Below are 13,274 nucleotides of genomic sequence, written 5' to 3' on the forward strand. Positions count from 1 at the left end.
GGGGTGTGCTAGAGTGTCAGCAGATCATCCCGGAGACCCCCATGCGCCGCTCGACCCGCCTGTTCGAAATCATCCAGATCCTGCGTGCCGCCGAAGCACCGGTGACGGCCGAGATGCTGGCCGACAAGCTCGAAGTGTCCGCCCGCACGGTCTACAGGGACATCGCCGCCCTTCAGGCGCAGCGGACCCCGATCGAGGGCGAAGCAGGCGTTGGGTATCTGATGCGGCGCGGCTATGACCTGCCGCCGCTGAATTTCGATGCCGAAGAGGTCGAGGCCCTTTGGGTCGGCCTGTCCATGCTGGCGCGCACCGGTGACAGCACACTGCAACAGGCTGCCGACCGGGTGTGTCGCAAAATCGATGCGCTGCGCGCGCCGGCCGATTGGTTGCAGGTCGCGCCATGGGGCGCACCGATGGATGACCCGGCCAAGGGCTGCGTGCCTGTCGTGAATTATCGCGAAGCCATTCGCGACGAACGCAAGATTCGCATCACCTATGTCAATTCCGGCGACGAGCGGACCGAGCGGACCGTGCGGCCCGTCGCGCTGATCTATCACATCGAATGCACGATGCTGGCGGCGTGGTGCGAACTGCGGAACGGGTTTCGCCATTTCCGCACGGACCGCATCTGGGCCTGCGACCTGACGGACGAGCATTTTTGCGGGCAGGGTCAGCCATTGCGGGCGATCTGGCAGGAACAGAACCACTGGGACGCTTCCTCGGGCACTCATTGAACGGCAGTAAATTGCCGACTTCACCGGATTGTTGCTTGAGACTGCGTGCAACCGGCGCGATAAACTGTGCCTAACAAAGCGTACCCGGTGAACGGGTGCCTGAGCAGAAGGTGAGTCCATGACGATTTCCAAGTTTGTTTTATCCGCCGGGCTGTGCTCGGCCATGGTTTTGGGGGCCTGTACGGACCCCGGCACGCTGAACCTGCCTGCCGATCCCAACCAGAACACCAAGCAAGGCGCGATTCTGGGCGGTCTGGTCGGGGCTAGCGTTGGCGCGATTGCCAATGATTCCGACCCGTTGCTGGGTGCGCTGGCCGGGGGTGCCATCGGCGCAGCCGGGGGTGGCCTGATCGGCAACCAGCTGGACCGTCAGGCGGCCGAGCTGCGTCAGCAACTGGCCAATGACGGCATCACCATCGTCAATGCCGGGGATCGCCTGATCGTCACCGTGCCAAACGACATCACCTTTGACACCGACAGCTCGACCGTGCGTCCGCCGCTGCGGGCCGATCTGGTGCGCGTGGGCCAAAACCTTGTGCGCTATCCCAACTCGAACGTTCAGGTCATCGGCCATACCGACAGCGATGGCGAGGCGTCCTATAACCAGGCGTTGTCCGAACGTCGTGCCCGGTCGGTGGCAGATATCCTGCAGGCCAACGGTGTGAACGGCGCGCGGATCACCACTATCGGGCTGGGCGAAAACCGGCCTGCCGCATCGAACCTGACACCCGCGGGCAAGGCGCAAAACCGCCGGGTCGATATCGAGATCATCCCCAGCGGACGCACCTAAAATGTCAGGGGGCGCCTGCAGGTGCCCCTTAATGCACATTGACCGTGCGTCACCTGGGCTTTGGCGGACGCACGACTTGGGCTAGCTATTGGGAACCATCATGACGGAGTTCCCAGATGTCCGAACCGATCCTTCTGAGCCTGTCGGGCTCGTTGCGCCAAAATGCCACCAACCGCAAGTTGCTGCGCGAGGCGGCGCGGCTGTTCGACCCCGGCACCCATATCGAGGCCGATCTGAACCTGCCGCTCTATGACGGAGACCTTGAGGAATCCGAGGGCGTTCCCCTGGCGGTGCAGGTGCTGGCCGATCAGATCGCGCAGGCGCATGCGGTGATCATCTCCACCCCGGAATACAACAAAGGCCCGTCGGGCGTTCTGAAGAACGCGCTGGATTGGGTCAGCCGGACCAGCGGTCGGCCCTGGGCGGACAAGCCCGTTGCCGTGATGTCGGCAGCTGCGGGACGTGCCGGCGGCGAGCGGGCGCAGATGGTCCTGCGCGGCTATATGGTGCCGTTCCAGCCGCGCATTCTGCAAGGACCCGAGATCCATCTGGCCAGCAGTTCGAACGAGTTTGACGATGACGGCAAACTGATCAGCGAACGCTATGAGACTGCGCTGAATACCCTGATGCAGAAACTGCGGTCAGAGGCGGGTTTCTGACCGCAGGGTGTGCTTGCCCCGACGGGGCGGGCTGCTACGCTGCCGCCATGGCAGAAGAAATCCAGACCGACGTGATGGACCCGGCCCGTGCGGCCGCATTTGAAACCGCGCTGGGGCGCGACGTGACGATTGCGGCAGGTGTGCCGCTGCCGCCGTTTTTTCACCAATTGTATTTCTGGTCGCCACGCGCGCCGTGCGATCTGGGCCGTGATGGTCATCCCCAAGTCGGCGGTGGCCTGATCCCCGACTTGGGCCTGCCGCGCCGGATGTGGGCCGGGGGCCGGTTGCAGTTTCACGCGCCGATGATCGCAGGGACCAGTGCCCGGCGAATATCCGTTCTGGAAAGCGCGGTGTCGAAAACCGGGCGCAGCGGGCCGCTGGGGTTTGTCACGCTGCGCCACGAATTCCGGCAGGGCCAGACGCTGTGCCTGACCGAGTGGCAGGATCTGGTCTACCGACAGGACCCCTCAGCCGATGAGGTCAAACCCGAACCGCCTTTGGCCCCGACGGATGAAACGGACAGGCGCGAGGCTGCGTTCGATTCCACCCTGCTGTTTCGCTATTCGGCACTGACGTTCAACGGTCACCGTATCCACTATGACCTCGACTATGCGCGCGATGTCGAAGGCTATGCCGGGCTGGTTGTGCACGGCCCGTTGCTGGCGCAACATCTGATGCTGTTTGCTGAGGACCTGATGGGACCGCTGGAACAGTTCTCGTTCCGCGCATCCTCACCTTTGATGCATTTCGAAACGGCAACCCTGTGCCGCAAGGGCAAGGCAATGTGGGTGCGCGGCCCGGACGGGCGGCAATGCATGGCGGCCAAGGCCAAACCGCGCTCAGAGTGACGCTTCGGGCCGGAAGCCGTCAGGAATTGCGTCCCGCCCGTCCAGCACCAGATCGGCCATGACCTCGGCCACTTTCGGGGCCATGCCGAAACCGATCTTGAAGCCACCATTGGCGATGAACTGCCCCTTGTGCAATGGATGCGCGCCCAGCATCGGCGCGCGGCTTTTGCTGCGGGGGCGGACCCCGGCCCATCGTTCGATTACTTCCGAACCGTGCAGAAGGGGAACAGCCCGCATGGCGCGGTCCAGCACGTCATCCAGGGCGCTGTCGGTGCTGGTCGGGTCGTCGTAGTCGCGCTCTGACGTCGATCCGATCGCCAGGGTGCCGTCGGCATGGGGAACGATGTGAACGGCATCCGCAAAAAGCTGCGGGACTTCGCCCGCATCGAACCGAAGCAGCGCGGCCTGCCCCTTGACACCACTGCCCACCGTTCTGCCAAACGCTGCGCTAAGTTCCTGCAACCCGGCGAGCCCCGTGGCGTGGATGACCCGCCCCTTGTCCGCTGCCTCGGTCTGAACCCCGACCCCCATCACCGCCAGCGCGGAGACCAGAGCGGCACAGGCACGGCGCGGGTGCATCCGCGCGCTCAGCGTGTCATGGATCACGAAGCCGGTCGGGCTGGGCGGGCACCACGCGCCGATTTCGGCGGTTTCGACAACCCGCCAGTCGGCCCGCCCCTGCCACAGTTCTGCCGCCGAAACCGCACGTGCACGCGCCAGCGCCAGCGCGGCTGAATCCGGGATGGGCTGCAGACGGCCCAGCCGCGCATATCCGGGCGAGACGCCGCCGGTGGCCTCGACCTGTTTCCAGAACGGCTCGGCCAGGATCAGACTGTCGAACTGAAACGCTTTCTTGACATTCCAGTTCTCGGGCACATGCGGGGCCAGCGCGCCGACCAGCCCGCCGCTGGACCCGGAACCGGGACCAAAGGGATCGACGACCTGCACCTTTGCGCCGCGCCGGGCGCAAGTCCAGGCGATGGACAGGCCGAATATCCCCGCGCCGCGCACCGTCACATCGACCATTGCCATTCCCCTTTTCCTTGTTCAGTGTCGCGCCGCTTAGCTACAGGATTCCCCGATGGCAGACCAGCGTGCCGAACTGACATGGACCGAGGATCAGATTCCGGTCTCGGATCGTTTCGACGACCCGTATTACTCGTTGCAGAACGGGCTGGAAGAAACGCGGCATGTATTTCTGGCGGGCAACGATTTGCCGGCGCGGTTCGCACCGGGTTTTCACATTGCCGAGCTGGGTTTTGGCACCGGTCTGAACATGCTGACCGTGTGGTCCGAATGGGAGAAATCCGGCCAGACCGCGCCCCTGTCCTTCACCAGCTTCGAGGCTTTTCCGATGGCAACGGCGGATATGTCCCGTGCGCTGGCCGCCTTTCCCGAGCTTGCCCAGTGGAGCGCGCGTTTCCTTGACAACTGGCGGGGCAGAACCTGCGATCTGGGCACCTTGCGGCTGGAGGTGGTCGAGGGCGACGCCCGCCAGACCTTGCACGGGTGGGCCGGCGCTGCGGACGCGTGGTTTCTCGACGGTTTCTCTCCGGCGAAGAACCCGGAACTGTGGGGGGGCGATCTGATGCAGCAGGTTGCGGATCATACAGTCAGGGGGGGAACCGCGGCCACCTATACCGCCGCCGGTTTCGTGCGGCGCGGGCTGGAAGAGGCCGGGTTTACTGTCACCCGCGCGCCCGGTTATGGCCGCAAACGCCATATGACCCGGGCGGTCAAACCATGACGCAGCAAAACAACGTGCGGGCGGGGATTGGTCTGATGATCGCGGCGACCATCGTCTTTGCGCTGCAGGACGGTATCTCTCGCCATCTGGCCGGGACGTATAACACCTACATGGTGGTGATGATCCGCTATTGGTTCTTTGCGGCGTTTGTCATCGCGTTGGCCGCGCGTGCGCCCGGGGGCCTGCGGGCAGCGACGCGAACCAGCCAGCTGGGGTTGCAGGTGTTTCGCGGCATATTGCTGGCGGCAGAGATCTGTGTTGCTGTTTTCGCCTTCACGGTCTTGGGCCTGATCGACACGATGGCGGTGTTCATTTGCTATCCGCTGCTGGTCGCCGCGCTCAGCGGGCCGGTTCTGGGTGAGCAGGTCGGATGGCGGCGCTGGTCGGCCATCGGGGTCGGTTGCATCGGGGTTCTGGTCATCCTGCAACCGGGGGTCGGCGTCTTTAACCCATGGGCCATAATTCCGCTGATTTCCGCACTGATGTTCGCGCTTTATGGGTTGCTGACCCGCTATGCGGCCCGCAAAGACAGTGCGGCGACCAGCTTTTTCTGGACCGGTGTCGCCGGGGCCGTTGCCATGACACTGGTCGGGATGTGGTTCTGGGAGCCGATGGCGCGCGCGGACTGGGCCTGGATGGCGTTGCTGTGCGTCAGTGGCGTTCTGGGTCATTGGCTGCTGATCAAATGCTATGAAATGGCCGAAGCCAGTGCTGTACAGCCCTTCGCCTATTTCCATCTGGTCTGGAGCGCGATTCTGGGCATTTCGATCTTTGGGGAATCGCTGCGCCCCGAGGTCGTGATAGGCGCAGCACTGGTCGTGGCCGCCGGGCTGTTCACCCTATGGCGCGAAAGACGCCAGGGTTGACCCGACCAGCTCCTGCGAGAACGGGATCGGCAGTGCAGGCTGACCCAGCCGGGCGCGATAGACCGGCAGGCTTTCCGCCACCCGCATCACGTAATTGCGGGTCTCGCTGAACGGGATCATCTCGATCCAGTCGACCATGTCGATCTCGCCCGCGCGCGGATCGCCGTATCGGTCCATCCACGAAATCGGCCGGCGTGGCCCGGCATTGTACCCGGCGGCCATCATCACGATATTGCCGTTGAAATCGGCCGCCAGACCGGACAGGTAATTGGCGCCCAGTTTGGCGTTGTACTGCCAGTCCGAGGTCAGCTTGATTGTCTTGTGACCGCTGAGAATGCCCAGTTCCTTGGCCACCAGTTTGGCGGTGGCCGGCATCACCTGCATCAATCCGCGCGCACCCGCGCCGCTGATCACCACCGGGTCGAACTCGCTTTCGCGGCGGGCGATGGCAAGCGTCATCTCTTTGGCCATGGGCAAGCCGATATCGGCCACCGGGTGCACCGGGTAATAGGCGGCGGGCAGGACGATGCCGGTTGTCGCCGCGCGTTTGGCGATCATCACCGCCAGATGCGGCTCTTTCAGTTCGATCACCAGATCGCCCAGCTGCGTCGCCTGCACCTGATCCAGCTCTTCGACCAGATGCGTCAGGAACCGCTCGGACAGGTTGTCCTCACCCGCACGCAACAGCAGCAACCCGGCCTCCAGCACGCTGGACTCGGCAAAATTGGCCTGTTTCCAATGCGGCGCGCGCCAGGGATTCGCCAGTTCACCGTCAAAGGGCCGCCCGATCCGTTCAGCTGCCAGCAGTCCATAGAACGAGGTCTGGTAATCCGCGCCTACCGCATAAGCCTCATGGGCTTTTTCCGCGTCGCCCAGCGCGGCATAGGCCCGACCCAGCCAATAGCCGCCGCGCCCTTTAGAAATCGGCGACTGCACCGCGCCCGAGAAGTTCTGGAAATGCCGGACAGCGGTGGCCGGATCGTTCAGCCTGCGCAGGGCCAGAAACCCGGACAGCCATTCCAGATCGGCATAGCCATAGCCCATTTCCGGCGTCATGTGGTGATTGGCAGCGATCGCATAGGCGCGGTTTGCATCGCCATTGCGCATCTCAAACCGGGCCAGACGGCGGCGGCCTTCGGCCCATTTGTCCGGCTCACCCAGCGCATCGGGCCCGGTGGACCGCGCCAGCATCAGGTCGATGGCACTGTCGTCCAGTTCCTTCCTGTCGCGCCAGACGAACCGGTCGAAGGCGAGGCCAGGCGAGTCGGCCAGAGGTTTCGGAACCGCCGCAACCTTGCCGTCGACACCGGGCTGGCGTTTTTGCAGGGCGATCCGTGCCTCGGCCAGCTTGCGCTGATCGGTGCCGACCAGCGGCAGCATCTGTCCGGCGCTGATCAGGTGATTGTCCCACAGCATCCGGTCCAGCCGGGCCGCGTGATGGGGTATCAGCAATTTGCCAAAGTTTTCAATGTAATCCTTTTGCAGACCCGACCCCATCGGCATCGTGCGCCAGGCGGTGACGATATCCGCCTCGGCATCGCCGGGCCGCCCCCTGGCCTTCAGGGCGACGGCATGGTTCAGCGCGCCCTCGGCGGTTTGCGGCGGTGCGTCGGCGTAAAATCTCAGCACGCGATCAGGATCGGCGCCGGTAAAAGCCGGCTCGCTTTTGCGCCGCAGCCAGGCCAGACCGGGCCAGTCCGGACGACGGTCCAGAAACACCAGCACATCGCCGGAACTGCCAAACCCTTCGCGCAACCAGTGCCAGACGATGATGTCGCGGGACACCGACCCGCGCGCGCCCGACTTGCGCAGCGCGGCGTTCCAGTCGCCCTTGCGCATCTCGCTCATACCGGCACGCAGATCACCGACCGCGTCGGCCTGCGCCTGTGTGAAAAACCCCAGAAACACCGCTATCAATAGCGCCTGAACGCGTGTCATCCCTTGCATTTCCCAACCAACCAAGGATAGAGCCAATCAGGATAAACCTTGCACCGCCGGGATCAACTCACAAAGCCCAAATCGGGATGGTCTGTGGCGAAAAAATTACCACTGCACTCTAAGGAGCGTGCCATGATCAAAGGCTCTATGCCAGCCCTCGTCACCCCGTTCAGCAACGGCGAGTTGGACCTGGACACGCTCAAACATCTGGTGGAATGGCAGATTCAGGCAGGATCGACCGGACTGGTCCCCGTCGGCACCACCGGCGAAAGCCCGACCCTGAGCCATGAAGAGCACGAGACTGTCGTCGAAGAGGTCGTCAAAGCGGCTGCTGGGCGGGTGCCGGTCATCGCCGGAGCAGGGTCCAACAACACCGTCGAGGCGATCCGCTTTGTGCGATTCGCCCAAAAGGTCGGGGCGGACGCCGCGCTGGTTGTGACGCCCTATTACAACAAGCCGACCCAAAAGGGTCTGGTGACCCATTTCCGCGCGCTCCACGACTGCGCCGATATTCCGATCATCATCTACAATATTCCCGGCCGGTCGGTCATCGACATGACGCCCGCGACCATGGGTGAACTGGCAAAGCTGCCGCGCATCGTCGGCGTCAAGGACGCCACGGGCGATCTGGCCCGGGTCAGCCAACAACGCGCGGCCTGCGGTGCCGATTTCTGCCAGCTATCGGGCGAAGACGCGACTGCGCTGGGCTTCAACGCCCATGGCGGCGTGGGCTGTATCTCGGTTACTGCAAATGTCGCGCCGAAACTGTGCGCCGAATTCCAGCAGGCGACATTGACGGGCGACTATGCCAAGGCGCTTGAGTACCAGGATCGCCTGATGCCGCTGCACGAAGCGATCTTTATCGAACCGGGTCTGGTCGGCGCCAAATACGCGCTCAGCAAACTGGGACTGTGCAGCCCCGAAGTCCGCTCGCCCCTGACCACGCTGGACAGCAGCACCAAGGACGCAATCGATGCTGCGATGGCCCATGCTGGTCTGATCTGAGTCTGAATCGATCTTCGACCGGGCGCTGCCCGGTCTGTTCCGGAATCCGGCTTCATCTGGCTAAAAATACCTCGGGGGAGGCGCGGCATGCCGCGGCGGGGGCAGAGCCCCCTCACCGTTTGCCGTAGTACAGCCCGACGACATGTTCTGCCTGGGCGAAGAACAGCCAGCGCGAAATCGCGACGCCGGTCAGGTGCGACAGAACCGCAAACAGCGCGAAAAAGTGGTTGAAGGGCAGGAACAGCAGGATAACCGGGACGAAAAATGCCAGCAGAAACGAGATGACCCGCAGCTTTTCCGCGTGTTTGCGGCCAACCACGTGTACAAATTCCCGCAGCAGATAGTTGGTGCCGGTATGAGGCGGCTCAAACGCCCGGACCGCGCCCCGCTGCCCCAGGCCCGTTGCGGTTCCCAGCGAAGTCCCGGATTTTTCGAACGCCTTGTCGCCCTGCCACCAGTAAAGCGCCTGTACAGTCGCGGCGATCAGCAAAAGCGGAAGGGCGGCGCCGACCTGTCCGGCCAACAGCGCGCCGCCGGCCAGGCTGTAGCTGAGAAACATGGCCGGGGTCAGTTTCATGTTCCAGCGCGGGATGGTCCTGAGCTGTGTGTAGATCATGGACGTGGTGAACACCGTGGCCAGCGCAAACAGCGCGCCAATGCCGCCGAGGATCCCCCAGTGCCGGCCGAAAAACACCGCGCCGATGGCATAAAGCCCCATGACCACCAGGGCGATCACCGCGCACCAGCCTTCCCGGCTGAGCCAGCTTGATTTCCACTGCGTGAAAGCTTTCCACGCCCGTTCGGGATGCCCCAGATGGAAGGTCGAGGCCATCAGGCCGCCGACGGACAGGCCATAGGCGATGACGTAGAACGCGAAGGCCGCCCAGCCCGAGACGTCCGGCAAGCCAAGCCCCAGAAAGAACAGCAGGCCAAAGCCCAGACCGGAAAGGGTTGTGAAGATGATGACGGAAGGGGCAGGATGCATCAGAGCTTCTCCAATGTCTTGTCGAGCCAACCAAGAATGCCCTTGGGTTCTTCGGCGACCGGAGCCAGCAGCGGCGCCAGAATGTCGATCTGGTCTTCGATCTGATCCTTGGGCCGAGGCGGCAGGTATTTGTTGACGGGTTTGGTGCCCAGTTCAGGCATCAGGTCCATGCCCTCGCGTTCGGCAACCAGTTTGCTGACATCGCTGTTAGGGTCACCCAGATCGCCGAAATGCCGCGCGCCGGCGGGGCAGGTGCGGACACAGGACGGGACGCGGTCCACCTCGGGCAGGTTTTCGTTGTAGATGCGATCGACGCAGAGGGTGCATTTCTTCATTACGCCTTCGGCCATATCCATTTCGCGCGCACCGTAGGGGCAGGACCAGGCGCACAGGCCGCAGCCGATGCAGTCGCTTTCATTGACCAGAACGATGCCGTCCTCGACCCGTTTGTAGCTGGCCCCGGTGGGACAGACGGTGACGCAGGGCGCGGCATCGCAATGCAGGCAGGACTTGGGGAAGTGGATGAGCTGGGCGTGGCCGTCGTCGGGCTGCACCTCATAGGAATGTACCCTGTTCAGGAATGTGCCCGAAGGGTTGCCGCCATAGGCGTCCTGATCCGACAGCGGCGCACCATAGTTTTCGGTGTTCCAGCCTTTGCAGGAGATCACGCAGGCATGGCAGCCGACGCAGGTATCAAGGTCGATAACCAGACCCATCTTGCGCTCGGTGGATTGGGGAAGCTGGGTCATGTCAGGGCAACTCCGCTTTGGTGGGTGGGGCAGGGGGCCAGCCCCCTCTTGAGCCTGCGGCTCAATTCACCCCCGAGGTATTTCCGGCCAGATGAAGTGCGGATCCGGATCATTTGCCCACCTTCCACGCCAGATCCTTCGGACCGGTGCCCACGGGTGATTTGATCGGGCCGAATTCGGGCTGGCTTTCGGCGTCTGCCGGAGGGGCGGCTTTTTCGATTTTCACCTTGAGGTCAAACCACGCGGCCTGTCCGGTCACCGGGTCTGAGTTTGCCCAGCGCATTCCGTCGCCCTTGGGCGGCAGAAGCTCGTGGATCAGGTGGTTGAGCAGGAAACCCTTGGTGGCTTCGGGGGCGTCTTCCTGCAGGGCCCAGGCGCCTTTGCGTTTGCCGATGGCGTTCCAGGTCCAGACGGTGTTTTCATTCAGTGCGGCCATTTCCATCACCGGCACTGTGATCGACCCGTGCGGAGAGCTGACTTTGGCCCAATCGCCGTCCTGCAGCCCATGCTCGCGCATCAGCTTGGTCGGGACATAGAGCGGGTTGCGCCCGTGCAACTGGCGCAGCCAGGCGTTCTGGGTGCCCCAGCTGTGGTACATGGCCATCGGACGCTGGGTCAGCGCGTTGATCGTATACCCATCGTTGCCCTGCTGATCGGTTTCGTACCAGATGGGCAGCGGGTCCATCGTGTCTTTGATCCGTTGGCGCAGGTAGTCAGGCGGTTGGCGGTCGCCGTGGCCTTCGGCGGCCAGTTGGAATTTGCGCATCGGCTCGGAATAGAGCTGGAACAGGTAGGGTTGCGGGCTGTCATAGATGCCCATGCCGACCGCCCAGTCCTGATAGGCGGTGTTCCAGGGTTTGTAGTAATCCGCACCTTCGGGGATATGTGCGACGTAGAAGCCGCCGTTTTCGATATAGCGGTTGAGCTGGTCGGGGTTGACCTCTCCACGCCCTTCCTTGTCGCCGTCCGCGCCCCGGAACCCGGCCAGCGGGCCAATGCCCGGGCGGCGTTCGTGGTTGACGATATAGTCGGCATAGTCCTTCCACTTGGCGCTGCCGTCTTCGTTGGTGAAGCCCGGCAGGCTCATGCGGTTGGCCAGTTCGATCAATACCGACTGGAAGCCCCTCACGTCGCGGTCGGGTTCGATCACCGGCCAGCGGATGGCGTCAGCGGCGGCGTCGGCCTCGCAGATCGGGCGGTCCAGAAGCGAGATACAGTCGTGCCGTTCCAGATAGGTGGTGTCGGGCAGGATCAGATCGGCATAAGCCACCATTTCCGAGGAATAAGCATCGGAATAGATGATATTGGGGATGACATAATTGCCGTCATCGTCGCGGGCCGTCAGCATCTCCATCACGCCCCTGGTGTTCATGGAGGAATTCCACGACATGTTCGCCATGTACATGAACAGCGTGTCGATCTTGTAGGGATCACCGGCGGCTGCGTTTGAGATCACCATATGCATCAGCCCGTGGGCCGACATCGGGTTTTCCCATGTAAACGCCTTGTCGATGCGAATGGGATTGTCGTCATCGTCCAGCAGCAGATCGTCGGGGCCGCGGGGGAAGCCCAGATGCGGCCCGTTCAGCGGGCGGCCCGGTCGGCGGTCGCCATGGGGGGTCGGGTGCGCCTCGACCGGTTTCGGATAGGGCGGTTTAAAGCGGAAGCCGCCGGGAACCTCGACTGTGCCCAGCAGGATCTGCAGCACATGCAGCGCACGGCAGGTCTGGAACCCGTTTGCGTGGGCTGAAATTCCGCGCATGGAGTGGAAGCTGACCGGGCGGCCGATCATTTTCGAATGCGTCTCGCCCCGGAAATCGGTCCATTCGTGATCCAGTTCGATTGCCTCGTCAAAGGCGACGCGGGCGATCTCGGCGGCGATGGCGCGGATGCGGCTGGCCGGGATACCGCAGCGCCCGGCTACGGCCTCGGGGGCGTGATCATCGCTGAGGTATTTTTCGGCCATCAGGTGGAAGACCGGGCGGTGGGTGACGCCGTCTTGTTCATAAGTCGCCGACAGATCCGGGCGCACGCCCGGCTTGTCGAAGGCGGTCAGTTCGCGCGTTACACGGTCGATCACCAGCGGTTTTCCGTCGGCATCGCGCAGGAAAAGGCCCTTCTCCGGCCCCTCTGCGGCATTCACCAGAACCGGCGCGTTGGTGTAACGGCTGAGATAGTCGAGGTCGATCTTGCCTGCCTTCATCAGCACATGGATCAGTGACAGGATGAACAGACCATCGGTGCCCGGAGTAATCCCGACCCAGTCATCAGCGACAGCATTATAGCCCGAGCGGATCGGATTCACCCCGATCACCCGCGCACCGCGCGCCTTGATCTTGCCGATGCCCATCTTGATCGGGTTGCTGTCATGGTCCTCGGCGACGCCGAACAGCATGAACAGTTTCGTGTGCTCCCAGTCGGGTTGACCGAATTCCCAAAACGCACCGCCCATCGTGTAGATTCCACCCGCCGCCATGTTGACGGAACAGAACCCGCCATGGGCCGCGTAGTTCGGGGTGCCGAAATTCTGTGCCCAGAATGAGGTAAAGCTCTGGCTCTGGTCGCGGCCGGTGAAGAAGGCCAGTTTCTGTGGCGCGGTCTCGTGCAATTCGTTCAGCCAGCCGACCGCGGTGCTGATCGCCTCGTCCCATTCGATCTCGCGGAACTCGCCCGAGCCGCGCGGGCCGACGCGGCGCAAGGGCTTGCGCAGGCGAGAGGGGGCGTTGACCTGCATGATCCCGGCGCTGCCCTTGGCGCAGAGCACGCCCTTGTTTACAGGGTGGTCGCGGTTGCCTTCGATATAGGCGACCTTACCGTCCTTCATATGAACGTTGATGCCACAGCGGCAGGCGCACATGTAACAGGTGGTCTTGCGGATCTCGTCCGAAACCTTGGGCGAAGTGTCGATAACTGGCTGGTTCATGTGCGCCCCTGTAGCTTGCTAACCGATCTT

12 protein-coding genes are annotated in these 13,274 nt (G+C 63.2%); 7 read left to right on the forward strand and 5 right to left on the reverse strand.

Annotated features, from left to right (window positions below):
* Positions 1–41: 41 nt before the first annotated feature.
* From ACXAC3_RS05210 to ACXAC3_RS05225, 4 genes are all read left to right on the forward strand, one after another.
* Positions 42–734, forward strand: coding sequence for a helix-turn-helix transcriptional regulator (locus tag ACXAC3_RS05210; protein ID WP_475157669.1), 693 nt, complete (start codon positions 42–44; stop codon positions 732–734).
* A 118-nt stretch (positions 735–852) separates the two neighbouring features.
* A complete protein-coding gene (locus ACXAC3_RS05215) occupies positions 853–1,524 on the forward strand; it encodes a YiaD family glycine zipper/OmpA-like lipoprotein (RefSeq protein ID WP_475157672.1) in 672 nt (223 codons plus the stop codon).
* Positions 1,525–1,640: 116 nt separating this feature from the next.
* Complete coding sequence (locus tag ACXAC3_RS05220; RefSeq protein ID WP_475157674.1) at positions 1,641–2,183, forward strand: NADPH-dependent FMN reductase; 543 nt, start codon at positions 1,641–1,643, stop codon at positions 2,181–2,183.
* A gap of 47 nt (positions 2,184–2,230) precedes the next feature.
* The gene (locus tag ACXAC3_RS05225; RefSeq protein WP_475157676.1) at positions 2,231–3,031 is read left to right on the forward strand and encodes an HTD2 family dehydratase; all 801 of its coding nucleotides are present in this window, start codon (positions 2,231–2,233) and stop codon (positions 3,029–3,031) included.
* On the opposite strand, the gene ACXAC3_RS05230 is transcribed toward ACXAC3_RS05225, so the two are convergent.
* Positions 3,023–4,063 carry an NAD(P)/FAD-dependent oxidoreductase gene (locus ACXAC3_RS05230; RefSeq protein ID WP_475157678.1) on the reverse strand — a complete coding sequence of 347 codons (1,041 nt, stop codon included), beginning with the start codon at positions 4,061–4,063 and terminating at the stop codon, positions 3,023–3,025. The genes ACXAC3_RS05225 and ACXAC3_RS05230 overlap by 9 nt on opposite strands.
* Positions 4,064–4,112: 49 nt before the next feature.
* On the opposite strand from ACXAC3_RS05230, the gene mnmC2 reads away from it, so the two are divergent.
* Positions 4,113–4,778, forward strand: coding sequence for a tRNA (5-methylaminomethyl-2-thiouridine)(34)-methyltransferase MnmC2 (gene mnmC2 / locus ACXAC3_RS05235; RefSeq protein WP_475157681.1), 666 nt, complete (start codon positions 4,113–4,115; stop codon positions 4,776–4,778).
* On the forward strand, positions 4,775–5,644 hold the full coding sequence (locus ACXAC3_RS05240) for a DMT family transporter (RefSeq protein ID WP_475157683.1): 870 nt from the start codon (positions 4,775–4,777) through the stop codon (positions 5,642–5,644). The genes mnmC2 and ACXAC3_RS05240 overlap by 4 nt, the downstream gene beginning before the upstream one ends.
* Here the strand turns inward: ACXAC3_RS05240 and ACXAC3_RS05245 are convergent.
* On the reverse strand, positions 5,618–7,582 hold the full coding sequence (locus ACXAC3_RS05245) for a lytic transglycosylase domain-containing protein (protein ID WP_475157685.1): 1,965 nt from the start codon (positions 7,580–7,582) through the stop codon (positions 5,618–5,620). The genes ACXAC3_RS05240 and ACXAC3_RS05245 overlap by 27 nt on opposite strands.
* 132 nt (positions 7,583–7,714) lie before the next feature.
* Between ACXAC3_RS05245 and dapA the strand changes: the two genes are divergently transcribed.
* Positions 7,715–8,587, forward strand: coding sequence for a 4-hydroxy-tetrahydrodipicolinate synthase (gene dapA / locus ACXAC3_RS05250; RefSeq protein ID WP_475157688.1), 873 nt, complete (start codon positions 7,715–7,717; stop codon positions 8,585–8,587).
* A gap of 112 nt (positions 8,588–8,699) precedes the next feature.
* On the opposite strand, the gene ACXAC3_RS05255 is transcribed toward dapA, so the two are convergent.
* From ACXAC3_RS05255 to ACXAC3_RS05265, 3 genes are all read right to left on the reverse strand, one after another.
* The gene (locus tag ACXAC3_RS05255; RefSeq protein ID WP_475157691.1) at positions 8,700–9,572 is read right to left on the reverse strand and encodes a dimethyl sulfoxide reductase anchor subunit family protein; all 873 of its coding nucleotides are present in this window, start codon (positions 9,570–9,572) and stop codon (positions 8,700–8,702) included.
* Positions 9,572–10,321, reverse strand: a complete 750-nt coding sequence (locus tag ACXAC3_RS05260) for a 4Fe-4S dicluster domain-containing protein (protein ID WP_475157694.1) — start codon at positions 10,319–10,321, stop codon at positions 9,572–9,574. The genes ACXAC3_RS05255 and ACXAC3_RS05260 overlap by 1 nt, the downstream gene beginning before the upstream one ends.
* A gap of 109 nt (positions 10,322–10,430) precedes the next feature.
* Positions 10,431–13,244, reverse strand: a complete 2,814-nt coding sequence (locus ACXAC3_RS05265) for a molybdopterin oxidoreductase family protein (RefSeq protein ID WP_475157698.1) — start codon at positions 13,242–13,244, stop codon at positions 10,431–10,433.
* Positions 13,245–13,274 lie beyond the last annotated feature (30 nt).

The sequence above is a fragment of the Ruegeria sp. ABV4_181 genome, assembly GCF_056158465.1.